The sequence below is a fragment of the Mucilaginibacter xinganensis genome (genome assembly GCF_002257585.1).
GTDB classification, from domain to species: domain Bacteria; phylum Bacteroidota; class Bacteroidia; order Sphingobacteriales; family Sphingobacteriaceae; genus Mucilaginibacter; species Mucilaginibacter xinganensis.
In genome coordinates this window covers 707,302-731,094 of sequence record NZ_CP022743.1, presented here as the reverse complement: position 1 = coordinate 731,094, position 23,793 = coordinate 707,302, and the positions used below count along the sequence as shown (strand labels likewise).

The window sequence follows — 23,793 nt, the reverse complement described above, 5'->3', positions numbered from 1 at the left end:
GAAACAGCAGAAAGGCATCATGGGAATCCTTTAATCCTAAAAATCATATTCAGACAACAATTCCTAAACCGAACATCCGAAATTCGAAATCAAAACATATATTTGCCACATAATTCTCAAGGGGTGCCTTGCTTTGGTCGCGAAATATGCTGCAGTGTATTTTACCAAACTGAAAGACAGGCTGAGATCAAACCCGTTGTGAGGAGTTAAAAGTCGTGAGACCAATAACTTCCACATACACCTGATCCGGGTAATGCCGGCGTAGGGAGAGGTAACAAGTTAAGTGTACTGCGTAGTCGCCCTGATACGGAGATGGTTTAACTAATTTTATTTTATCATCATTTTGAAAAATTTATTTGCGGCATTTATTGCCCTACTGCTGCCTGTCCTGGCAGCGGCCCAACTTTCCATTAGCGGAAAAATCACTGATCAGCAAACCGGCGAAGCACTGCCCGGCGCTACTGTCGCCCTTACAAATGTTGCGGCCAACGCCGTATCAGATGCAGCAGGCAATTACCGGATTGAGAACCTTAAGGCCGGCAGCTACACGTTAAAAGTTTCTTTTATTGGCTACCAAAGCGCTTCAAAAAACGTTTTGATAAATGCCAGTGCGGTAAACAACTTTTCGTTAACCCGGGCCACGCTTTTTACTGAAGAGGTAACCGTGAACGCTACCCGGGCGACTGAAAAATCTCCTACCGCTTTTACCAATCTCAATAAAAAAGAGATAGAAAAAAACAATTCGGGTCGCGGGTTTGAGTATTTGCTGGAGCAAACACCTTCAACGGTGGTTACTTCAAATGCCGGTGCGGGCGTTGGCTATACCAGCATCCGCATCCGTGGTTCTGACGCCACCCGCACCAATGTGACCCTTAACGGCATCCCGCTGAATGATGCGGAAGACCAGGGCGTTTATTTTGTCGATCTGCCCGACCTCGCTTCATCGGTTGATAATATACAGGTACAGCGCGGGGTAGGTACGTCAACCAATGGCGCCGGTGCATTTGGTGCCAGCATTAATATACAAACCACTACACGCCGTGATACCGCTTATGCCGAACTGAATAATTCGGCAGGATCATACGGCACACTGAAGAATACCGTAGGTTTCGGAACCGGTTTGGTTGGGAATCACTTTAGTTTCGACGGCCGTTTATCGCGGATGGTATCTGACGGTTATATTGACCGCGCATCGGCTGATCTTAAGTCGTTCTTTTTGAGCGGTGCTTATTATGGCAAAAAAAGTGTGCTTCGGCTAAATGTATTTTCGGGTTACGAAAAAACCTACCAGGCTTGGGATGGTGTGCCTGAAGACAGCCTTAAATTTGGCAACCGGAGATACAACGAGCTGGGCTACATTAACTCCAGCAATTCATTCTATAAAAACCAGACCGATAACTATACCCAAAATTATTATCAGCTGCTTTACAACCAGCAGCTTAGTGATAAGTTATCCTTTAGCGGCGCATTGCACCTTACACGCGGTTATGGCTATTATGAGGAATATAAAAACAATGCAGCAGTTGCCGACTACGGTTTAAAGCCTGTAATAATTGGTAAAGATACCCTGGCCAATACAGACCTGGTGAGACGGCTTTGGCTAAGTAACTACTTTTATGGTGCCACTTATAATTTAACTTATAAGCCAAATAAGGCACTTGATGTAATACTTGGCGGCGCATATAACGAATATAAAGGCGATCACTACAACAACATTGAATGGACGCAGCAAAGCACCAACACCTCGCCCGATTACGAATATTCGCGCAACAATGCTAAAAAAACGGATTTCAATATTTTTAGCAGAGCCGAATATCGCGCAGGCAATGTGCTGTTTTATGGCGATCTGCAATACCGGCATATTTCCTATTCGTTTTTAGGATTCGATCAAAATCTTAATAATGTACAGCAGCAGGTTGGGCTTAATTTTTTTAATCCCAAAGCGGGCATCACTTACCAGCTCAATTCAAACAGCAATGTATATGCATCTGTAGCGGTAGGCAATCATGAGCCAAACCGCAACGACTTTGTAAACTCATCGCCGCAGAGCCGTCCGAAAGCTGAACATTTAACCGATTTTGAGGCCGGGTATCGCATAAATGAAAGCACTTTTAGCGGCAGCATTAACGGCTTTTACATGCTGTACAAAAACCAGCTGGTACTAACAGGCTCGCTTGATGATGTTGGCGAAGCTATCCGCACTAACATAAAAGACAGCTACCGCGCGGGGATTGAGGCCAGCGCAAGGATTAAAGTTGCACAGCCACTAAACTGGTATGTAAACGCTACATTAAGCACCAACAAGGTAAAAAACTTTACACAGTATCTGCAGAACTATGATACTGGCACACTGGATGCAACGGCATACAAGAAATCTGACATCGCTTATTCGCCCAACTTTACCGGTTCAAGCACCATTAGCTATCACCCTATAAAAAATGGTGAAATAGCTTTTATAAGCAAATATGTAAGCAGGCAATACCTTGATAATACATCGACAGAAAGCCGCTCTATCGACGGGTATTTCGTGAATGATTTGCGCCTGAATTACAACTTCGGTATTAAAGGCATTAAAAACGTAGGCGTGGGTTTACTGGTTAATAATGTATTCAGCAAGAAATATGTGTCTGACGGAGCTACCTATCCGGATATTGAAAGCGGGAAAGTGGCTAACTACAATTACTTTTTCCCGCAGGCACCGGTTAATTTTTTAGCATCGCTGAATTTGAAGTTTTAGAATAAGGGTTTTCCCCTCCTCCCGCGCAGCGACGGGAGGGAAATAGAACTTACTAATATGATATTATCGTTTTTTAAAGATTAAAAATACCAAATAATGAACTTGCATCATTGGATCCAACTATTCCTCGACCAGATTCACCAAACTACACTTTGGGAGTGGCTGGCTGTGCTGCTGGGCGTAGCCGAGGTATTACTGGCTAAAGTGAACAACATCTGGCTTTATCCCACGGGTATAGCCGGAACTTTCATCGGCATTTATGTATTGCTTACGGCCGGGCTGTACGGCGAATCGGCATTGAATATTTATTACCTGGTGATGAGTGTTTATGGCTGGTATTACTGGCTAAAAAAACGCAATGAACCTACTGTAAAAATAACATGGGCAACCCGCCGGGAGTGGTTAATTACACTGTTGATTGTATTTGTTGGATGGCCGGTGCTTTACATGATCCTTAAAAATTTTACCACATCAAATGTTCCGGTGTGGGATGCATTGGTGTCATCAACGGCATGGGCCGGGATGTGGCTGCTGGCAAAGCGCAAGCTCGAAAACTGGATCTTGCTCAATGTCTCCAACCTGTTTGCAATGCCCCTGTTATTTTATAAAAACCTCATCATGTTTGCGGCGCTTACCCTGTTCTTATTCATCGTGGCCTTTTTCGGATTTTTTGAATGGCTCGCCATCCTGAGAAAAGAAAAGACGGCTGAAAACTCTTTAATCATCTCCTAAATGGAAAATACAATTTCGCACCCTTCTGCTTTTATTGAAGTGGAGGCTGTAAATACAATCCGCAACAATGCACCCGCGGCTGAACAACTGGGAATGCTTCACCCTGAACAGTTACAGGTAATTTATAAGCAACAATGGTTTAAGCTACTGGTGCCAGAAGTTTACAGCGGCAAACAGGTAACTTTACTACAGTTGCTGCAATTGCAGGAGGCCGTGAGCTGGGCCGATGGCAGCACCGGCTGGGTAGTTACCTTATGCAACGGCGCAGGCTGGTTTGGTGGTTTTATTGATCCTGAACTTTCTACAGGCATCTTTTCCGACATTACGGTTTGCCTTGCGGGCAGCGGTGCTGTTTGCGGCACTGCCGAGATAAACGAAAACGGCTATAAGATAAACGGCACCTGGAAATATGCCAGCGGTGCACACCATGCTACCCATATTACCGCTAACTGCCGCATTACAAAAAATGGCGAAACCGTATTAGCTGATGATGGCGAACCGCTGATATTACCCTTTATATTTGATAAAAAGGACGTTCATATTTTACCAGCCTGGAAATATATGGGCATGGTAGCAACCGGCAGCGATGCTTTTGAAGTTAAAGACCTGGACGTTATGCCTAACAGGCAATTTAAAATTGACTCTAAAGCCGCTGTTGTTAAGGCCCCTTTATATCTATATCCGTTTTTGCAGCTGGCAGAAGCTACTATTGCCGTTAATTTATCAGGCATGGCTATCCATTTTATAGACCTATGCGAAGACATCTTTCATGAAAAAATAAGGCAGCCCCGGATAACCAACGGGCAAAGAACCTTTCTAATAACTGAGCTGAACCGGATAAAAAACGAGCTCGACGTGTTACGCGTGGATTTTTTTGAAACCGCCACGCAGTCGTGGGAGGCCGTTCAATCCGTGGGAAGCATCCCGCAGGAACTATTGGACCAGGTGAGTATGGTTAGCCGCAAGCTGGCGCACTTTAGCCGCGAAGGCATTGATCAACTCTATCCCTTATGTGGTTTAGCCGCTGCTGCGGCTGGTTCAGAAATTAACCGTGCCTGGCGCGATCTGCATACCGCCAGCCAGCATGCTTTGATCACTTTTGGTTTCAGCCAATCTTAAATTTAACTTCCCGTAACGCAAATATCACATTGAAATTTAATTGCATTGCTGATATTTGCGCTACTTAACAATTATTTAAAGATGAAGATCAAACATCTACCCCTATTAATATTTGCTCTTTTTACCGTTTCAGTATCGGCACAAACAAAAAAGAATAAAACAGTTATTGGCACAACCCCTGCCGCTGTTGTTACAACCTCAGCCGAACTTCCGCGCCCCAAATTGGTTGTAGGTATTGTAGTTGACCAAATGCGCTGGGATTACCTGTACCGTTATTACAGCCGCTATTCAAACAACGGCTTCAAGCGCCTGTTAAACGAAGGCTTTACCTGCGAAAACACACAAATAGATTATATCCCTACTTTTACCGCCCCCGGCCACACCTGTATTTACACTGGGTCGGTGCCTGCTATCCATGGTATTGCCGGTAATGATTTTATTATCCAGGCTACCGGAAAATCAATGTACTGCACCGAAGATACTACGGTGCAAACTGTTGGCAGTACTTCAACTGCGGGTAAAATGTCGCCGCGTAATTTACTGGTGACTACGGTTACTGATGAACTGAAACTGGCAACAAACTTCCGCTCGAAAGTTATCGGAATTGCTTTAAAAGATCGCGGAGGCATCCTTCCGGCGGGCCATACGGCCAATGCAGCCTATTGGTTTGACGATAAAACCGGCAACTGGATCACCAGCACCTATTACATGAAAGACCTGCCGCAGTGGGTAAAAGAGTTTAACGATCAGAAAATGCCGGAAACCTATTTAAAACAGGACTGGACCGCTCTTTACCCGTTAAACACCTACCTGCAAAGCTCGCCCGACAGCAATAGCTATGAAGGTAAATTTAAAGGAATGAACGCCCCTACGCTTCCGGTAAAAACATCGGCCATGTATAAAAATAATTTAGGGCTCATCCGTTCAACCCCTTATGGCAATACATTAACACTTGACCTTGCCGTTGCTGCGATTAACGGGGAGCAATTGGGGCAGCATGATGTAACAGATTTTTTAGCTGTGAGCTTCTCATCAACCGATTACATTGGGCACCAATTTGGTGTAAATGCTATTGAAACTGAAGATACCTACCTGCGGTTAGACCGCGATTTTGCCACATTCTTTACTTACCTTGATGCTAAAGTTGGAAAAGGGAATTATACTGTTTTTTTGACTGCCGACCATGGCGCAGCACATAACACCGCATTTTTAAAGGACCATGGCATCCCGGCCGATGTTTGGGATGATGCAGTGGTTTTGAAAAACCTGAATCAGTATTTACAGGATAAATACAAGGCCGAAAAACTGGTATTGAGCCTTACCAATTACCAGGTTAATTTAAATTACAGGGATATAAGATACCTGCACCTGGATGAGAGCGTGTTAAAACAGGATTGCATCAACTTTCTTGAAAAAGACCCAGCAGTTGCATTTGCTGTGGATATGAAAAAAATACAAGCGGCAGATATCCCGGATGCATTGCGCACCCGAATTATAAATGGTTACAACGCGGAGCATAGCGGCGAAGTGCAGATAATTTTAAAACCTGCTTATTTTACCGGTCATGGATCGGGCGATAGCGGCCCTACCGGCACTACGCATGGCACCTGGAACCCTTATGATAACCACATCCCGCTGGTGTTTATGGGCTGGGGCGTTAAGCATGGCAGCCTTATCCGCGAAACACACATGACTGATATTGCAGCTACCGTTGCTGCATTATTACACATACAGGCTCCTAACGGCAGCATAGGGCAACCTATTAGTGAAGTATTGAAAGGGGGCCAGTAAAGTCAGCAAAGCTAGGAAGACTGAAAGATTGAAGGCTATAGCCTGATGAACCTTACGTTTGATATGATAATAAAAAGTATCTTTCGGTCTTTACTAAATTGGAACCCGCAACATGAAAAAATACATCTCCAAATTTCATTACCTGACACAGGATTTGCGCACGAGGAGCCATTTGGAACAGGCCACCATTGCCTGCGAAGCCGGTGCAAACTGGATCCAGTATCGCTGTTTAACCAGGCCTGATGATGAACTGATTGAAGAAATAAATGAAATAGCGGGGCTATGCGATGATTGGGGCACCACCTTAATCCTTACCAACCATTACCACCTGCTTGATAAGGTTGATGCACAGGGCGTTCATATTGAGGATCTGAATGCCGATTTTAAAGCTATCCGTAAAACGATAGGCAATGACAAAACCCTGGGGGCATCGGCAACCAATTTAAGGCAGTTAATGGCGTTGCAAAATACCGGTGTGGTCGACTATTGCGGCTATGGCCCATTTGCGGTTACCAGCACTAAACCCAACAATTACCCGCTGCTTGGTTTTGAAGGCTATCGCCAGCTTGAAAAACATCCCGAAATAACAATCCCGGTAATAGCTGTCGGCGGCATTCAAATGCAGGACGTTGACGCGCTTATAAAAACGGGGGTATATGGCATAGCGGTTTCGGCGGCGGTTAACCTGGCATTTGACGCGGGCAGCGCTTTGAAAAAATTCTATCAAAAAATATATTGACAGGCCGCTGTTGATTGCGTTAATTTAACTTTTTAAACCCGGTTTATTCAAGTCAGCTTAGCCAACCAAAATATGTCATCACACCACATCGTTCGCGAAAAACAGGAACCGGCTTTATTAGCGCTCGGGCTGGATAATTTCGACGATGAATTACTTGGACAATTGCTGGAATGGAGCCCCACGGTGATCACTACCCCGCAAACGGCCGAAAAGCTGAACGCAACGGGGATAAAAATTGACTGGATCATTACCAACGAAAACACCCCGCCTTTTCAATCTGACGTAAAACTGATGCCCTTTGGGGGCGGTAGCCTAGTTAATGTCGCGTTAAAATACCTTGCCGATAATGGCTTCCCTGCGGTAAACATTGTAACCGATGAATTTAACCTGGCGGATTATACGCTTTACGTACCCCAAATAAACATTGTACTATTTAACGGAGGTAAAAAAATATACCCGGTGCATAGCGGGTTCAACAAGTGGACACCGGCTAATGAAACTATTGAAGTGCTAACCCCGGCAAAAAAGCTTGAGGTAACGGGGCTGGAAAAACAGGGCGATGATCTGTACAGAACCACCGGCGATGGCATTTTTAGCCTGCATTTTGGTAACCCGTTTTTATTTATTGCAGAAGAATTGTAAATGATTCCTAAATATTACATGTACCTGTTACTTAGAGTGTATCATTTATGCTTCAGATTACGTATATTTACAATAGATTGCCAATATTAACTTACCTGGTTCAAAGCTGTTTGTAATAATCCTGCTTCAATTAAAACCCGGCTCGTTTTTTGACTATTATTACAAAAAATAATTTAATCCGGATTAAACCGTTAATCAGATTTTTAGTCTATAACTTATACTCCAACTGAAAACCGATTTACATAATTCGCAAATAATTAAATTTCATCATGAAAACTGCATATAAAAATTTATTTAAAACCAGCCTTGCTGTATTACTGGGCTCGTTTTTAGCTACTTCTGTAAGTGCCCAGCACAGGCCGTCAACCAGCGGTGGTGGCGGAGGAGGTGGTGGCGGAGGCTCTTCGTCTCCGGCTCCATCAAGGCCATCAGTAAGCAGCAGCCCTGCACCATCATACAGCGCACCGCGCCAAAGTAACAGTGTTGGCGTTTCAGCAAGGCCGTCAGGCGGGCAACAGCAAAGTGGCGCACGTCCTAATTTTGCGCAGCGCCCTAACGGGGTTTACCAGCCAAGGGTAGGCGTGTCTCAACGCAACAATTACGGATTTAGCCCGCGCCCTTCAACCAGGGGTAATTACGGCTATGCTCCGCGTACCTATGATTTAAGCCACAGGCCTGCTACCGGTGTTTACCGTAACTCTCCACAAGTTGGCTATGGCCGCGGCGGTTACTGGGGTAATCATAATTATTATCATTATTCTCACGGGTATTATAATTCATATTATTCACCACGGATCGGCTTTTCTATTGGGGTATTACCATACGGCTACTATCCGTTTTACTATGGCGATTTTCAATACTATTACAGCGATGGCTTGTTCTATCAGTATGATAACAGCCAGTACACGGTAGTTGAACCACCGGTTGGCGCCGAAGTAAAAGAATTACCTGAAAAAGCGCAATCAATTGTAATCAATGGCCAGCAATATTATGAGCTGAACGGTGTTTATTACCAGCCTGTAACCAAAGACGATGGTACCGTTGTTTACCAGGTTGCCGGCAAAGATGGGCAGCTTAACACCACTGATGTACAGGACGACCAATACCAGGGCCCGCAAATGGGCGACATAGTTGGCCAGTTGCCTCCTGATTGCAGGAAGATTAAAGTTAATGGCGAAAAGCTGTACGTTTCTCCGGATGGTGTTTACTACCAGGAACAGGCAGATGCTAATGGCAATAAAACCTATAAAGTAGTAGGTTTACCATCAGAAGAGCAACAGCCTGATCAAAACTAAAGTATTATAAAATTATCAAAAGGCGACCTGTTAATGCGGGTCGCCTTTTTTGTTGATTCGCTATTTCATTATTACCTTTAAACCATGATAAAAGGCCGAGCCTGTTTTTTGTTGATATTGCTTGCTAATTTTTCGTTTGCATTTTCATCGCCTAAAAAAGCAGGGCTAAAGTTTTTCGGGGCTGATAACAGCAAGATCAGGTACGTGGGCAGGATTGATTTTTCGAACCCGCAAAAGCCACGTATCTGGGCGCCAGGTATTTATATCAAAGCCAAATTCAAAGGCCCGCAATGTGAAATTATTTTAAATGATGAGAACTCAGGCGGCCACAACCTTAATTACCTGGAGATTGTTATTGATGATAACAAGCCCTACCGCATCCAAACTACCGGCAAAACAAATATCATAAAAGTACCCGACGGACTTACCAACACGGCGCATACTATCCTGATCTGCAAAGACACCGAATCAAACATTGGCTATATTGATTTTATTGGCTTCAGGTGCCAACAGCTTTTGTCGCTGCCTCCGCAGCCCACGCGCAAAATTGAATACTTTGGCGATTCTATTACCAGCGGCACTGGTATGGACCTATCGGTAATTGCCTGCGATAAGGGCCAGTGGTACGACCAGCACAATGCTTACATGAGCTATGGCGCACGCACAGCACGCAATTTAAATGCCGACTGGCAGCTAAGCGCGCTGGCAGGCGTTGGCCTGCTGCACAGCTGCTGTAACATGAAAGTGGTTTTACCGCAGATCTATGATAAGGTTTTGCTGGCGGCAGATTCCATCAGCTGGAACTTTAAAAATTACCAGCCCGATGTGGTTACCATTTGTATAGGCCAAAATGACGGCCCCAAGCAGGACTCCACCTTATTTTGCGAAACTTATATTAAGTTCGTTAAATCCTTACGGATGCATTACCCCAAAGCAGAGATCATTTGCTTAACCAGCCCTATGGGCGACAGCACACTGACCTCAGTACTAAAACGGTATCTCACCGGCATCACCGGGTATTTGAACGCCAATGGCGATAAAAAAATTCATCAGTATTTCTTTTCCAAACAATACCATAACGGCTGCGGCGGCCACCCCGACCTTGCTGAACATCAACTTATTGCCGATGAGCTTACCGCTCACATAAAACAGGTAAAAGGCTGGTAAGTTAACGCATCAATGCTTTTTATAAAACTGTTGTTATACAGAAAGTTTCACTTCTGACGGCCTTTAATGCCGGTGATACCCTTATTACCAAACGCCGCTTGCAACTTAACACAACCTTTACAATTTATTATAAGTATCTTTATAAAAATCACAGCTCATGATCTTGTTCTCAAGAAGAAACTTACATTATTCCGATTATAAATGGACTACTTACGTACAGAATGATCCGCGCGTGAACGGCAAACCTGACGATACCCTTTTTAATAAAGAAGAAGGCAACGAAATGGTTTACCTGATTAATAAGCTGATGATATTTTGGGATTACCGCTTTGCCAATACCGGCAACAAAATGGAGAAACTCATCCACGATAAACTGCCGCCAGAACTTACCAAACAGGAAGAAGTACAGGTTTGGTTAAAGGAAAATCTAAAATTTTAACACGCCTATAAAGGTTGGAAGGGTTAAAGGCACTGTAAATACCGATAATGTTTACTATACTTGAGTTAATCAACCTGTAAACCTATGGCCGATAACCTTTATAACAACCTGCATGCCGAAGGCCTGATTAGTGATGAGTCGCTTCAAAAGATCAGGCTGAAGGAACAAAAACCGCTATTGTTTTCTATTCATTGGGAAATAAGGACTTTGCTTTATGCCGGGGTTTTAATGCTTACGGCAGGCCTGGGCTTACTGATATATGAAAATATTGATACCATAGGGCACCAGTTTGTGCTGATGCTGATAGCGGCCATTTGCCTGGGCTGCTTTTACTACTGTTTTAAAAACAAGCTGCCTTTTAGCAAAGAAAAGGTAAGTGCACCCAATTCTTTTTTCGACTACATCCTGCTTTTAGCCAGCGCCAGTATGCTGATCTTTGTGGGCTACCTGCAATTTGAGTACAAAGTATTTGGCACCAATTACGGCATGGCTACCTTTATCCCCATGCTAGCGCTGTTTTTTATAGCCTATTATTTTGATCATATCGGTATCCTTAGCATGGCGATGGCCAACCTGGCCGTTTGGATGGGGGTATCGGTACCCCCCCAACAACTGCTGCTCAACAGTGATTTTGACAGCGAAACCATAATATACACCTACCTGGTATTAGGCATTGTATTAATTGCAGCAGCCTACGCCAGCCGGCAGTTTAAGTTCAAAAAGCACTTTAAATTTAGTTACCAGCATTATGGTATTCATGTGGCTTATATTGCCTTACTGGCCGGGTATTTTCATTATTACAGTTCCATATTGGCTGCGGCCTGGATACTGGGCATTGTATTATTGTCGTTTCCAACGTATACTGATGCTTTTAAAAACAAATCGTTTTATTTTATGCTGCTGGTGGTTTTATACAGCTATATTGCCTTGAGCAGCCTGGTAGTACGGCTATTTTTAAGCGTGGGCGATGTGGGCGGCGTTTACCTGGCGCTGCTTTACTTTATAGGATCGGGTGTCGGGCTCATCTTTGTACTGATCAACCTAAATAAAAAACTCAAAGCGGCATGATAGCATACAATAAAACATGGCTGGCTAACCTGCGTTTACGGGATGAGGTTAAAAAAAATCTGCAGCAAGGCAACATCAGCAAGGCTGAGTTTGATGCCATCACACAAAAATACCCGGTGGGCTTTTATTCGCCAAACATATTTGTACGCATTGGCTTGTTCATACTTACCTGCGTTATTATGTCATTTGGCGATGGCTTGTTAAGCCTGATGGCAGCCAGCGGGAACATAATTACAAGCTTTGGCTGGTTCTTTTTCCTGGGCTTGCTGAGCTATGGTGGGTTGGAGCTTATGGTTAATGGTCAAAATCATTACCGGTCGGGCGTTGATGATGCGCTTTTATTTATATCCGGCTGTTTATTTTCCATTGGGTTCGGAATAATGCTGTCGGATAACAACTATGGCACACACTACCTGCCACTATCCGGACTTATTTTTTTACTAACCCTTGGATTAACCATCCGCTTTGCCGACATGCTTGTCACTGCAGTTTGCTGCATTTCATTTTTCGCATTTTTGTTTTTTGTATGGATAAAAATAGTACCGGCTGGCTTATCAACCGCACCATTTATGATGATGCTGGCCGCTGCCACAGTATATTGGCTGGCCCGCAAATACGATACACATATAGCGTGCATCAATTACGCTAACAGCCTGGTTATTTTACAGGTGGTAGGCCCGGCGGCCCTGTATGCTTCCGGTAATTATTATGTAATACAAACACTAAGCGCCGAAATGATGCACCAGGCAGGGCCCGTTGCTTTTGGAATAGTTTTCTGGATCTGGACAATGGGAATGCCGCTCATTTGCATAGCATTTGGCATTAAAAACAAAAGTGTGATCCTGCTGCGGATGGGCCTCATTATGGTTACGGCAGCGGCTATAACCTTCCGCACCTACTACCACATACTGCCAACTGATGTAATGCTGACCCTTGCCGGGGTAATTCTGATCGCCCTGGTGTATGCAGTAATAAAATATCTAAAAACGCCCAAACACGGCTTTACCTATGCCGAACCGGATGAAGTAATGCTGGCAGATCAGCTAAAAATTGAATCGCTTATTGTGGCTGAAACTTTCTCCCATGCCCCGGCAGCCCCTGCAAATGACAATGTAAAATTTGGCGGAGGTGATTTTGGCGGAGGCGGATCGAGCGGAGCATTTTAACCAGCGCGTCTAAGCGTAAAACACCACCTGTTTCAACTTCTACAACCGTTACAACAACTCCAACCTACGCCAGCAACTTATCCGGAGTAATAGGCAAATCCCGTACCCGTTTACCGGTGGCATTGTAAACGGCATTGGCTATAGCTGCGGCTACTCCTATTGTTGCTATCTCGCCCATTCCTTTTGCACCTATGGGGTTTATCACCGGATCGGGTTTATTTACAAAGTAGGCCTCAACCTGCGGAATATCGGCTTGTACCGGTACGTGGTAGTCGACAAAGTTATTATTTACCAGGCGGCCGTATCTATGATCTATAATGGCTTCTTCCATCAGGGCCATACCTGTACCCATAATGGTGCCGCCAATCATTTGGCTGCGGGCTGTTTTAGCGCTGATAATGGTACCTGCATCGGCAACAGAAATGGCCTTGTCAATTTTTACCACACCGGTAGCGGGATGTACCAGTACCTTCATAAAATGGACGGACCACGAGTACGAAGCATATTTGCTCATATCCGCGTTAGCCTTTGATGCAGTGGTTACCTCCAGCTTTTCCAGATTTTGCTGTTTTAAAATTTGTGTGTAATTGGTAGCGTCACCGGTGCCGGCAAGGGTTTTAAATTTCTCTTTCAGCTCCAGGCAGGCATCGTGTACCGCCGAACCCACCGTTGACGTTACCTGCGAACCGCCCTGTGTTGGCGATGGCGGCAGGGACGAATCGCCGAGGTCAACCCTGATCTTACTGGCGGGGATGCCCATTGCATCAGCAGCAACCGATGTCATTGCAGTACCGGTACCGGGGCCAATATCTGTTACTGCCGTTTGCAATACCAGGGTACCATCGGCCATCATCCTGGCGGTTACCGTCGCCGAACTGCGATAAGCACCAAACATGCCGGCTGCCATACCATACCCGGTAAGCCATCCCTTTTCGGTTAACGAGCCGGGCTGTTGCTTCCGGTTGCTCCAGCCAATCTTTTCGGCACCAATTTTATAGGCCTCACTTAAAAACTTGCTCGAATAAGGCTTACCGCTCAAAGGATCGGTATCTGCATGGTTTTTATTGCGCAGCTCTATCGGGTCTATGTTTAGCGCGTACGAAAGCTCATCAACGGCACACTCCAGCGCAAAGGCGCCGGTAGCTTCACCGGGACCGCGCATAGGGGTAGGCACATTTACATTGAGCGATACGATCCTGTATTTTGTATTTACATTGGGGCAGGCATACATCAGCTGGCTGATATTCACTACGCCTTCGGTAAAATCTTCATAGGTGGATGTTTGCCCGGCGGCCTCATGGGTGATACCTGTAAACTTGCCATCGGCGGTTGCGCCAATACCAACCTTTTGCCAGGTATGGGGGCGGTAACCAACTGCGGTAAACATGTCGGCACGGCTCAGCACCAGTTTAACGGGTTTGCCGACTGCTTTTGAGGCTAATACCGCAGCAATTTCATGCGGCCAGGTGCGTAAGGCAGCACCAAATGCACCACCAACAAACGGCGAGTTAACCTGCACATTTTCGGGGGCTAGTTTAAAAGCCTGTGCTATGGTTCGCTGGGTTGATTTTACCCCCTGCGTTTTATCCCAAACGGTTATTTTATCGTCGGCATCCCAGCGGGCTATAATGGCATGCAGTTCCATTGGGTTGTGTACTTCGGTAGGGATAATGTATTCCTGCTCAACCTTTACAGGGGCCGATTTCCAGGCATCTTCCTGCCCTTTTACATAATCTTTTCCCTTGCCTGGCGCAAAACCATTGGCAATATTTGCCTTCAGGTCAGTTTGGTGCACATCAGTGTTATAGGTTGCGCTTACCAGCGATGCAGCAAATAAGGCCCGCTCAAAGGTATCGGCAATCACCAGCGCAATGGGCTGCCCGTTAAAATAGATCTGATCGTTATAAAAGATCTTTAAAGGCCCCTTTGGCGGCGGCGTATCTGTTTGATAACCCGGAACTTTGGGTGCATTTAAATAGGTAAGCACAGAAAGTACGCCCGGGGCGCCCTCTGCCTTTTTTGTATCGATGGTTTTAAGGCTGCCTTTGGTAACGGTACTGCCTACCAGCACACCATAAATCAGCCCTTTGACACTATACTCTGCAGAATATTTGGCTTTGCCGGTTACCTTTAAACGGCCATCAACACGGCTTAATCCTTCAGTATTGCTTACTATTTGATTTTCCATACCTATATTAACTATAAGGGGTAGAACAATTAAACTTTTAATATTGCCGGCAGGTTAAGTACTGTAAAACCTGTAATAGTTGTTACACCCCTTTACAGTCGTTACAGGCATAACAGCAACCGCCATCACCTTAGCTAACTCAGCTCCAGATCCATTCCTATCAGCTTATCGGGGGTAATAGGCAGTTCCCTTACCCGCTTGCCTGTGGCGTTATACACCGCGTTTGCCACTGCCGCCGCCATTCCTATCAACGCAATCTCACCCATTCCTTTTGCACCCATAGGGTTAATATAGGGATCGGGTTTGTTCACAAAAATTGCTTCAATCTGCGGGATATCCGCGTTAACCGGAACGTGGTAATCGGCAAAGTTGCTGTTCACTATTTTTCCATAGCGGTCATCTATCACCATTTCTTCCATCAATGCCATGCCTATGCCGCCTATGGCGCCGCCTACTATCTGGCTGCGTGCGGTTTTAGGGCTCACAATATGGCCCGAATCAGCTACACAAACCGCTTTATCAATTTTAACCACCCCTGTTGAAGGGTGTACCAGCACTTTTATGTAATGAACGGACCAGGAATACATGGCATATTTATCACGTTCTGTTCCACCGCTTGAAGCTGCTGTTGCCTCAAGTTTTGGCAGGTTATGTTTTTTTAATACTGCGGCGTAATCAGGATGATCCGTTCCGCCGTTGCCTATTAATTTTTGAAAGCTTTCTTTCAGGTCGGTACAAGCCTGGAAAACAGCCGAGCCAACCGTAGCTGTAGTTGCCGAACCACCCTGGCTGGGTGCCTGCGGCAGGGAGGAGTCGCCCATTTCAAACCTGATCCGCTCTGCCGGGATGCCCATTACCTCTGCGGCTATAGCTACCATGGCGGTACCTGTACCGGGGCCAATATCGCTAACTGCAGTTTGCAGGGTAAGGATGCCGTTATCGGTAACAATTGCACGGGCAGCCGCTTTATCGCGATAAGCGCCAAACATCCCGCCACCCATTCCATAGCCCACCAGCCAGCCATCTTTTATGGCGGATGCAGGTTTTGACTTGCGGTTGTTCCAGCCAATCCCTTCTGCACCTAATTTATAGGCCTCGTTTAAATATTTACTGGAGTATGGTTTGCCGCTTTCCGGTTCTGTTTCAGCATAGTTCTTCAGACGAAGCTCAACCGGGTCCATTTCCAGCTGGTACGACAGCTCATCCAGTGCCGACTCCAGCGCAAAAGCGCCCGTTGCCTCACCGGGGCCACGCATCCATGTTGGCGAACCAATGTCAAGCGCAGCTATTTTATAATTGGTATTTACGTTGGGGCAGGCGTAGGTAGTGCGGCTAACCCCTATCGGCCCCTCGTTAAAATCCTCATAAGTTGATGTTTGCCCAATAGCATGGTGAGTAATGCCTACCAGCTTGCCATCTTTTGTAGCCCCGATGCCTATTTTTTGCCAGGTATATGGACGATAACCCACCGAAGTAAACATATCCGCCCTTGCCAGCAACAACTTTACGGGGCGCTTAACCACCTTTGCTGCTAAAATTGCGGCAACTTCGTGTGGCCAAACCTGCAGCGCGCTGCCAAATGCACCACCCACAAATTTTGAATTTACCTGGATATTTTCTTTAGGGAGTTTAAATATGGTGGCAATACCATCGCGGGTATCCTGTACGCCCTGGGTTTTTGTCCACACGGTTAACTTGTCCTCTGCGTCCCATTTGGCTATAATGGCATGCAACTCCATCGGGCTGTGCACTTCAGAAGGGATAACGTATTCCTGCTCCAATTTTACAGGAGCCGTTTTCCAGGCGTCTTCCGTTCCGCGTTTGGTGGTGCCGTCACCTTCGGCAGCAAAAGCTTTAGCAGTGTTGTCTATTAAATTGGTATGGTGCCCATCAGCACTATATTGCGCCTTAACTAACGATGCAGCGAATAAAGCACGCTCAAAGGTATCGGCAACAACAACAGCTATGGGCTGCCCGTTAAACAGAATCTTGTTGTTATAAAATAATTTATAGGTTCCCTTAGCAGGCTCGGGCTTTCCGGCCTCAACCTGGTACCCGGCTATTTTTGGCGAATTTAAGTAAGTGATCACCTTTAAAACACCCGGTGCCCGTTCGGCAGTTTTGGTATCTATAGCTCTTATAGTACCCTTTGTTATGGTACTTCCCACCAATACGCCATAAACCATTCCGGCGGGCGTAAACTCTGCAGAATACCTTGCGGCACCGGTAACTTTTAGCCGGCCATCAATCCGGCTCATTCCGGCAGAAGAGGATGGTTTATTTATTTGATCCTTCATTAGTTCATTTGTTCAATGGTTAATTGGGCCTGTAGGGGCCAGGCTGAATTACCTTCCCAACCCTTGCGGCAGCTTCAACTTAAACCAGTCCTGCTGCATGTTTCAGCGCTTCGGTAATGGTGGCCGGGGCCAGCTTTAATTTAAACGAATTATACTGGTAGCCTTTGGCGCCCTGCATGGCTATCTGTGCGGCCTGCTTAAAGCTTTCTTCGGTAGCGGGTTTGCCTATCAGCGATTTCTCGGCATCAAATAAACGCCATGGTTTATGCGCCACGCCGCCCATTGCAAGCCTTGCATTCTTTATCGTTCCGTTACTGATATCTAAAGCTGCTGCGACCGATACCAGCGCAAAAGCGTATGATTGCCTGTCGCGCACCTTCAGGTAGTAGCTGTTCTTCGCAAAATTATTATCCGGAATCTCTATCCCCGTAATCATCTCGCCGGCGGCTAAATGGTTGTCCAGCTCCGGATGTTCACCTGGCAGGCGGTGAAATTCTGTAAAAGGAATTCTTCGTTCGCCTTTTTTACCGGCTATAATGGCTACGGCATCCAGCGCAGCCAAACCTACGCTCATATCGCTTGGGTTTACGGCTATACATTTATCGCTGGCGCCAAAAATAGCATGCATGCGGTTAATTCCTTCCATTGCTCCGCAGCCGCTACCGGGTGCACGCTTGTTGCAGGGCATGGTGGTGTCGTAAAAATAAGTACAGCGGGTGCGCTGCATCATGTTTCCGCCCACCGTGGCCATATTGCGCAGTTGCGGCGATGCACCTGCCTTTAACGCCATACTTAACAGCGGCTGTTTTTCAAGTACCAAACTATTTTCTGATACCGCGCTGTTCAGGGCCAGGGCACCAATATGGATCCCTGTTTTGGTAGTGCTGATATTTTTTAATGGCAGATGAGTAATATCCACCAGCTTATCAGGCGCGGTAACCCCGCGTTTCATCAGGTCGATTAGGTTAGTACCTCCTGCTATTATTTTTGTACCGGGTTTGGCAATGGCCTCTAAAGCGCTTTGCTGTGTTTGTGCCCGGGTGTATTGAAACTGTTTCATACGGCCTGCCCTCCTTCCTTAACTTCCTGTATAGCGTTCACAATGTTTGGATAAGCCCCGCAACGGCAGATGTTACCGCTCATATATTCCCTTATTTCGGTTTCTGAATTGGCATGCCCCTCGCGGATACAAGCCACTGCCGACATAATCTGTCCCGGCGTACAATAACCACACTGGAAACCGTCATGCTTTAAGAACGCCTCCTGCATGGGGTGCAGCTCATCGCCTTTGGCAAGCCCTTCAATAGTAGTTATTTTTTTACCGCTGGCCATTACGCCCAGGGTTAGGCAGCTGTTAACCCTTTGCCCGTCAACATGTACGGTACAGGCACCGCACTGGCCATGGTCGCAGCCTTTTTTGGTACCGGTAAGGTCAAGCTGTTCCCGTAAAATATCAAGCAGGGTAGCACGCGGCTCAACCGAAAGGCTGTGCGTTACCCCGTTTACCTCCATTTTTACGGGCATTTTTTCAAATGCTGCAGCTATAGTTTCATCAACATGTGCGCCGGCGGCTTTAACAGCAGCAGCGGGTGTAAGTGCAATAGCAGTTAGCAAGGTGCTCTGCTTTAAGAAATTACGGCGTGAATTATCCTTCGCCTCCGGTTCAGCTCCGGGCAAAGCGTGCTCTTTTTCGTCTTCCATAAATAACGGCTTTATAGTAGTACAAGTTAGGGATATTTTTTTTTAACCTGCGAGCCGGAAACAAACAAATTACAAAAATATCGTTATATCTTATTTTATATAATGCTTTTATTCAGCGGGTTATAGCTATCTGCATGTACAACAGGCCCATTAGAGCAATGCTTTAGAGCAGACGGGAATACCTTTTGTAAAACTTGTTACGTTTGTTATTCCCCTTTACAAGTATTACAGGTATTACAGCGGGATTGCCTGATCCGGGATGCTGACCGTTTGAATATTAACCGGATTTCAGCAGGGTGATGCTTTTCAGACTTCCTCAAAAAATACTACCTTAGCGTACTAACCCACAATTTTGCAATGAAGACGATTACCTGTTTATCTACAGCTGTTTTATTTTGCAGCTTTGCCTTTGCTCAACAAATGAATACGAAAACTATAACTTACCCCACAACTAAAAAGGTTGATACTGTTGATACATATTTTGGCACAAAGGTGCCCGATCCTTACCGCTGGCTGGAAGACGACCGCGCGGCAGATACCAAGGCATGGGTGGAAGCCGAAAACAAGGTTACCCAGGCCTACCTTGGGCAAATCCCTTACCGCGATGCCATGCACGCCCGGTTAAAGCAATTATGGAACTACGAAAAATACAGCGCCCCGTTTAAAGAAGGTAAATACACTTACTTTTATAAAAATGATGGCTTGCAGGCGCAATCGGTTTTATGGCGGCAGGTGGGCGATGGCGCACCCGAGGTGTTTCTTGATCCCAACAAATTCTCGACCGATGGCACCACCTCTTTGCAGGGGATAGACTTTACCAAAGACGGCAGCATGGCCGCTTACCAATTGTCGGAAGGCGGGAGCGACTGGCGCAAGGTGATTGTTGTAAAAACTGCCGATAAAAGTATAGTGGGCGATACCCTCACCGACATAAAATTTAGCGGGATAGCCTGGCGCGGCAACGAAGGTTTTTATTACAGCAGTTATGACAAACCTAAGGCAGGAAGCCAGCTGGCGGGCATAACGCAGTACCACAAGCTGTTTTACCATAAGCTGGGCACACCGCAAACCGAAGACGTTTTGATTTTTGGGGGCGATAAAACACCACGGCGATATATTGGCGCCGGCTTAACCGAAGACGAACGTTTTTTAATTATCTCGGCAGCTAAAGAAACCACCGGAAACGAACTTTACATCCAGGACCTCAGCAATCCCAACAGTTTGATCATTAACCTGGTGGATAATTTTGATAACCAGCACAGCGTACTGGGCAATGTTGGCAGCAAGCTTTACATTTTGACCAACCTGTACGAACCTAATTTTAAAATAGTGACCGTTGACGCCGCCGACCCGAAACCTGTCAACTGGAAAGACCTGATCCCGGCTACGGCCGATGTACTGAGCGCCACCACCGGCGGCGGAAAGATCTTTGCCGAATACCTTAAAGATGCTACCTCGTTTGTTCAACAGTACAATATGGACGGCAAACTGGAGCGGACCATCAACCTGCCATCAATAGGTACGGCAAGCGGCTTCGGCACCAAACAGGAAGAAAAAGAGACTTATTATACCTTTACAAACTACGTTTACCCTGGCACCATCTTTAAATATGACATTGCCACCGGTACTTCAACCGTTTATAAAAAATCGGGCGTACAGTTTGATCCTGAAAAATACGAGAGCAAGCAGGTATTCTATAAATCGAAAGACGGAACAAAGATCCCGATGCTGATCACTTATAAAAAAGGCACTGTAATGAATGGTAAAAACCCATTGTTACTTTATGCCTATGGCGGGTTTGGTGTTAACCTTACCCCGGCTTTCAGCACCTCTAACATCATATTACTGGAACATGGCGGCATTTATGCGGTACCCAACCTGCGTGGCGGCGGCGAGTATGGCGAAAAATGGCACAAGGCAGGCATAAAAATGAAGAAGCAAAACGTGTTCGACGATTTTATTGCAGCTGCTGAGTACCTCATCAAAAATAAATACACGTCTAAAGATTACCTGGCTATCTCGGGCGGATCAAACGGAGGCTTATTGATTGGCGCAGTGATGGCCCAGCGGCCCGACCTGTGCAAGGTTGCCTTCCCGGCAGTTGGCGTTATGGATATGCTGCGCTACAACCAGTTTACTGCGGGCGCAGGCTGGAGTTATGATTACGGCACAGCAGAAGACAGCAAGGAAATGTTTGAATACCTCTATAATTATTCACCATACCACGCGCTAAAACCAGCCGACTATCCTGCAACCATGGTTACCACCGCCGATCATGATGACCGCGTAGTGCCTGCGCATTCATTTAAATTTGCTGCGCGATTGCAGGAAAGCCAAAAAGGCTCCGCACCAACCATTATCCGCATTGAAACCAAGGCCGGACATGGTGCCGGACAGAGCACCGAGCAGGTAATAAGCGGACAGGTAGATAAATGGGCATTTATGTTCTGGAACATGGGGGTAAAATTTTAGTACGCAATGCTACAGATCTATTGCTTAACTAACCATTTTAAAACCGACCTGTTATATGATAACCAAGCTTAAGATGTTATTGTTGACCACAGCCACCCTGTTGCTTGCTATTGCCGGTACGGCTGCGCAGGCAAAACGGGATATAAACATTGTATTTATTGGCAACAGCATAACTTATGGCGCAGGGCTAAGCAACCCGACAACCGAGGCACCGCCTGCAATAGCCGTAAACTACCTGGAACAACAAAGCAGTGCCGGCAAGGTGGCGTTTGCCAACCAGGGGCACGGCGGTTTTACCACGGTTGACTTTTTACCCTCAACAAACCGGGCCTTTAAAGAGGTGGAACAAGCTGCACGCAGCTTTACCAATAAACAGGCCCTGCTGATATTTTCTATTAAGCTGGGCACTAATGACAGCGCTGTTGAAGGCCCCACCGGCGCACCCGTATTCCCGGAGGTATATTACCAAAACTTAAAAACCATTGCTGATAGTTTATTAAAGGAGTTTCCGGGCAGTATCGTAATTTTTCAGCATCCGGTTTGGTATAGTCCCAACACTTACAATGGCGCCAAATACCTCGCCGAGGGGTTGGATCGCCTGCAAAACTACATTCCCCAGATAGATCAGCTGGTGGCAGATTATGCGGCAACTTTCCCAAAACGTGTTTTTGTGGGTGACACCAAAGCTTTCGACTATTTTAAAAAACATGCCACTACCGATCTTCAGCCCGAGAATGGCCATGCCGGCACATTTTATCTGCATCCCAACAAGCAGGGCGCTGCGGCACTAGGTAACTTTTGGGGTGAAGCAATCAATAAAGTTTTAAAGAAACTGGGGAAATAGCGCATGAACCCGTTAAAAGCAAAAACCCCGGCATTGTATTGCCTGGGTTTTGTTTATTAGTTTTGATTGATATTAATCATCGTGACCATGTCCGTGTCCATGACCTTTGTCGCCATGATCTCTACCCTTGTCGCCACGATCATCATGTCCGCGGCCTCTGTCACCACGATCCTTATTTTGGCCATAATGGTTGCCATTATCATGCCAGTGGTTACGATAGCGATCATCGCGACTATCCCTGATCACTACCTGATCTCTGCGGCCCCTGTATTCGGCATACCTGGTACGGTAAACGGTGTTACGCTCCCATGGGTTACGTTCGTTAACTACCACTTTGTAGCCGCGGTAACGGTCGTAATTGCTGTAGCGGGCAGGCAAATAAGTGCGGTGTACCCAAACGTTATTTTCTAAATACACATAGCGATGGGCGGGCACATCATAATAAGTGTCAATATCCGGCATGTAATAATAGTCGGCATGATCGTATCCAACAGGGCCCCAGTCAGGCTGCACCCCTATGTTTAATCCAAGGCTCACATGAACCTGGGCATCTGCTATTTTAATTGATAAACAGCTAAGTATTATTGCTGCTATAAAAATTGACTTTTTCATAATTAATTTGATGTTGTTTGAGTGATAGACACCAATTATTATAAATAGTTTAGTTTATTTTTAATATTCGTTAACACGCTGGTGAATTAATTGAGGAGTTAAACTGTGCTTCAACAGTTAAATATGACCTGCAAACATAGCCAGGGCTATTTTTTTGGCTTTGCTAAACCTGCAACCCTGTTGGTATTATCCTTAACAAAAGTATCCCAGCCGGAGTAAGATTTCTTGCTTCCGGAGCTTTTACCCGTCGGGATTCGCTGAAAAGAATGACAAACGGCAACGGCAAGCCCGTCAGTAGCGTCCAAAAAATCCGGGGTTTCTGTAAACTTCAGCAACGATTGCAGCATTGCGGCCACCTGTTCTTTAGTGGCATTGCCATTCCCGGTTATGGATTGCTTTATTTTTCGCGGAGCATACTCGGTAATTACCAAACTGCGAGAGAGTGCCGCGGCTATTGCCATACCCTGTGCCCGGCCGAGTTTCAGCATTACCTGAATATTTTTACCATAAAACGGGGCCTCAATTGCCAGGCAGTCGGGGTTATAGTTATCAATCAGCGCAACAGTTTTTTCAAATATGCGCTGCAGCTTTAACATGGGGTCGTCAATCTTCTCCATTTTTACAACGCCCAGGCTAATCAATTCTATTTTGGTGCCCACCTCCTTTACCAGGCCGTAACCCATCACCACCGTCCCAGGGTCAATACCTAATATTATGCGTTCTTTTTGGAGTTCCATTTCGTTTTGTTGGCATTTTACCCGGCCGCGTTTGAATTTGCCGGCCC

The 23,793-nt window shown here is 45.9% G+C and carries 19 protein-coding genes; 13 read left to right on the top strand and 6 right to left on the bottom strand.

The window, feature by feature from the left end; translation table 11 throughout:
* The first annotated feature begins 343 nt into the window (after window positions 1-343).
* The 11 genes from MuYL_RS03245 (at window position 344) to MuYL_RS03195 (ending at window position 12,895) form a co-directional block, all read left to right on the top strand.
* On the top strand, window positions 344-2,737 hold the full coding sequence (locus MuYL_RS03245; protein WP_245845756.1) for a TonB-dependent receptor: 2,394 nt from the start codon (window positions 344-346) through the stop codon (window positions 2,735-2,737).
* Window positions 2,738-2,833: 96 nt separating this feature from the next.
* Complete coding sequence (gene pnuC / locus MuYL_RS03240) at window positions 2,834-3,469, top strand: nicotinamide riboside transporter PnuC (RefSeq protein ID WP_094569161.1); 636 nt, start codon at window positions 2,834-2,836, stop codon at window positions 3,467-3,469.
* The gene (locus tag MuYL_RS03235; RefSeq protein WP_094569160.1) at window positions 3,470-4,588 is read left to right on the top strand and encodes an acyl-CoA dehydrogenase family protein; all 1,119 of its coding nucleotides are present in this window, start codon (window positions 3,470-3,472) and stop codon (window positions 4,586-4,588) included.
* Between the two features lie 81 nt (window positions 4,589-4,669).
* Window positions 4,670-6,379, top strand: a complete 1,710-nt coding sequence (pafA, locus tag MuYL_RS03230) for an alkaline phosphatase PafA (protein WP_094569159.1) — start codon at window positions 4,670-4,672, stop codon at window positions 6,377-6,379.
* Between the two features lie 112 nt (window positions 6,380-6,491).
* Window positions 6,492-7,118, top strand: a complete 627-nt coding sequence (locus tag MuYL_RS03225) for a thiamine phosphate synthase (protein ID WP_094569158.1) — start codon at window positions 6,492-6,494, stop codon at window positions 7,116-7,118.
* 72 nt (window positions 7,119-7,190) lie between these two features.
* Window positions 7,191-7,760, top strand: coding sequence for a hypothetical protein (locus MuYL_RS03220; RefSeq protein ID WP_094569157.1), 570 nt, complete (start codon window positions 7,191-7,193; stop codon window positions 7,758-7,760).
* A gap of 269 nt (window positions 7,761-8,029) precedes the next feature.
* Window positions 8,030-9,055, top strand: coding sequence for a DUF6515 family protein (locus tag MuYL_RS03215; protein WP_094569156.1), 1,026 nt, complete (start codon window positions 8,030-8,032; stop codon window positions 9,053-9,055).
* A gap of 84 nt (window positions 9,056-9,139) precedes the next feature.
* Complete coding sequence (locus MuYL_RS03210; protein WP_094569155.1) at window positions 9,140-10,222, top strand: SGNH/GDSL hydrolase family protein; 1,083 nt, start codon at window positions 9,140-9,142, stop codon at window positions 10,220-10,222.
* Between the two features lie 157 nt (window positions 10,223-10,379).
* Entirely contained in the window at window positions 10,380-10,661 is a 282-nt protein-coding gene (locus tag MuYL_RS23415) for a hypothetical protein (protein WP_094569154.1), read from the top strand.
* A gap of 84 nt (window positions 10,662-10,745) precedes the next feature.
* Complete coding sequence (locus MuYL_RS03200; RefSeq protein WP_094569153.1) at window positions 10,746-11,729, top strand: DUF2157 domain-containing protein; 984 nt, start codon at window positions 10,746-10,748, stop codon at window positions 11,727-11,729.
* On the top strand, window positions 11,726-12,895 hold the full coding sequence (locus MuYL_RS03195; protein ID WP_094569152.1) for a hypothetical protein: 1,170 nt from the start codon (window positions 11,726-11,728) through the stop codon (window positions 12,893-12,895). The genes MuYL_RS03200 and MuYL_RS03195 overlap by 4 nt, the downstream gene beginning before the upstream one ends.
* A gap of 64 nt (window positions 12,896-12,959) precedes the next feature.
* On the opposite strand, the gene MuYL_RS03190 is transcribed toward MuYL_RS03195, so the two are convergent.
* From MuYL_RS03190 to MuYL_RS03175, 4 genes are all read right to left on the bottom strand, one after another.
* Window positions 12,960-15,083 carry a xanthine dehydrogenase family protein molybdopterin-binding subunit gene (locus MuYL_RS03190; protein ID WP_094569151.1) on the bottom strand — a complete coding sequence of 708 codons (2,124 nt, stop codon included), beginning with the start codon at window positions 15,081-15,083 and terminating at the stop codon, window positions 12,960-12,962.
* A gap of 134 nt (window positions 15,084-15,217) precedes the next feature.
* On the bottom strand, window positions 15,218-17,380 hold the full coding sequence (locus MuYL_RS03185; RefSeq protein WP_094569150.1) for a xanthine dehydrogenase family protein molybdopterin-binding subunit: 2,163 nt from the start codon (window positions 17,378-17,380) through the stop codon (window positions 15,218-15,220).
* 79 nt (window positions 17,381-17,459) lie between these two features.
* Window positions 17,460-18,440 (bottom strand): FAD binding domain-containing protein, encoded by a 981-nt coding sequence (locus MuYL_RS03180; RefSeq protein ID WP_094569149.1) that lies wholly within the window; start codon window positions 18,438-18,440, stop codon window positions 17,460-17,462.
* Window positions 18,437-19,081, bottom strand: a complete 645-nt coding sequence (locus MuYL_RS03175; RefSeq protein WP_094569148.1) for a (2Fe-2S)-binding protein — start codon at window positions 19,079-19,081, stop codon at window positions 18,437-18,439. The genes MuYL_RS03180 and MuYL_RS03175 overlap by 4 nt, the downstream gene beginning before the upstream one ends.
* 420 nt (window positions 19,082-19,501) lie before the next feature.
* On the opposite strand from MuYL_RS03175, the gene MuYL_RS03170 reads away from it, so the two are divergent.
* Together MuYL_RS03170 and MuYL_RS03165 are read left to right on the top strand one after the other, a co-directional pair.
* Window positions 19,502-21,553: a prolyl oligopeptidase family serine peptidase gene (locus tag MuYL_RS03170; protein ID WP_245845752.1), complete on the top strand. Its 2,052-nt coding sequence runs from the start codon at window positions 19,502-19,504 to the stop codon at window positions 21,551-21,553.
* 55 nt (window positions 21,554-21,608) lie between these two features.
* A complete protein-coding gene (locus tag MuYL_RS03165; RefSeq protein WP_094569146.1) occupies window positions 21,609-22,397 on the top strand; it encodes a GDSL-type esterase/lipase family protein in 789 nt (262 codons plus the stop codon).
* A 72-nt stretch (window positions 22,398-22,469) separates the two neighbouring features.
* On the opposite strand, the gene MuYL_RS03160 is transcribed toward MuYL_RS03165, so the two are convergent.
* Window positions 22,470-23,009, bottom strand: coding sequence for a hypothetical protein (locus tag MuYL_RS03160; protein ID WP_211710238.1), 540 nt, complete (start codon window positions 23,007-23,009; stop codon window positions 22,470-22,472).
* Between the two features lie 146 nt (window positions 23,010-23,155).
* A complete protein-coding gene (gene ruvC / locus MuYL_RS03155; RefSeq protein ID WP_094569145.1) occupies window positions 23,156-23,746 on the bottom strand; it encodes a crossover junction endodeoxyribonuclease RuvC in 591 nt (196 codons plus the stop codon).
* Between the last annotated feature and the right edge of the window lie 47 nt (window positions 23,747-23,793).

Excerpts from the sequence above, each read along its gene's own strand:
- MuYL_RS03190 (WP_094569151.1), bottom strand. The coding sequence starts at position 15,083 with ATGGAAAATCAAATAGTAAGCAATACTGAAGGATTAAGCCGTGTTGAT.
- ruvC (WP_094569145.1), bottom strand. The coding sequence starts at position 23,746 with ATGGAACTCCAAAAAGAACGCATAATATTAGGTATTGACCCTGGGACG.
- MuYL_RS03160 (WP_211710238.1), bottom strand. The coding sequence starts at position 23,009 with ATGAAAAAGTCAATTTTTATAGCAGCAATAATACTTAGCTGTTTATCA.
- MuYL_RS03165 (WP_094569146.1), top strand. The coding sequence starts at position 21,609 with ATGATAACCAAGCTTAAGATGTTATTGTTGACCACAGCCACCCTGTTG.
- pnuC (WP_094569161.1), top strand. The coding sequence starts at position 2,834 with ATGAACTTGCATCATTGGATCCAACTATTCCTCGACCAGATTCACCAA.
- MuYL_RS03225 (WP_094569158.1), top strand. The coding sequence starts at position 6,492 with ATGAAAAAATACATCTCCAAATTTCATTACCTGACACAGGATTTGCGC.
- MuYL_RS03195 (WP_094569152.1), top strand. The coding sequence starts at position 11,726 with ATGATAGCATACAATAAAACATGGCTGGCTAACCTGCGTTTACGGGAT.
- MuYL_RS23415 (WP_094569154.1), top strand. The coding sequence starts at position 10,380 with ATGATCTTGTTCTCAAGAAGAAACTTACATTATTCCGATTATAAATGG.
- MuYL_RS03200 (WP_094569153.1), top strand. The coding sequence starts at position 10,746 with ATGGCCGATAACCTTTATAACAACCTGCATGCCGAAGGCCTGATTAGT.
- MuYL_RS03210 (WP_094569155.1), top strand. The coding sequence starts at position 9,140 with ATGATAAAAGGCCGAGCCTGTTTTTTGTTGATATTGCTTGCTAATTTT.
- MuYL_RS03175 (WP_094569148.1), bottom strand. The coding sequence starts at position 19,081 with ATGGAAGACGAAAAAGAGCACGCTTTGCCCGGAGCTGAACCGGAGGCG.
- MuYL_RS03180 (WP_094569149.1), bottom strand. The coding sequence starts at position 18,440 with ATGAAACAGTTTCAATACACCCGGGCACAAACACAGCAAAGCGCTTTA.
- MuYL_RS03170 (WP_245845752.1), top strand. The coding sequence starts at position 19,502 with ATGAATACGAAAACTATAACTTACCCCACAACTAAAAAGGTTGATACT.
- pafA (WP_094569159.1), top strand. The coding sequence starts at position 4,670 with ATGAAGATCAAACATCTACCCCTATTAATATTTGCTCTTTTTACCGTT.
- MuYL_RS03185 (WP_094569150.1), bottom strand. The coding sequence starts at position 17,380 with ATGAAGGATCAAATAAATAAACCATCCTCTTCTGCCGGAATGAGCCGG.
- MuYL_RS03220 (WP_094569157.1), top strand. The coding sequence starts at position 7,191 with ATGTCATCACACCACATCGTTCGCGAAAAACAGGAACCGGCTTTATTA.
- MuYL_RS03235 (WP_094569160.1), top strand. The coding sequence starts at position 3,470 with ATGGAAAATACAATTTCGCACCCTTCTGCTTTTATTGAAGTGGAGGCT.
- MuYL_RS03215 (WP_094569156.1), top strand. The coding sequence starts at position 8,030 with ATGAAAACTGCATATAAAAATTTATTTAAAACCAGCCTTGCTGTATTA.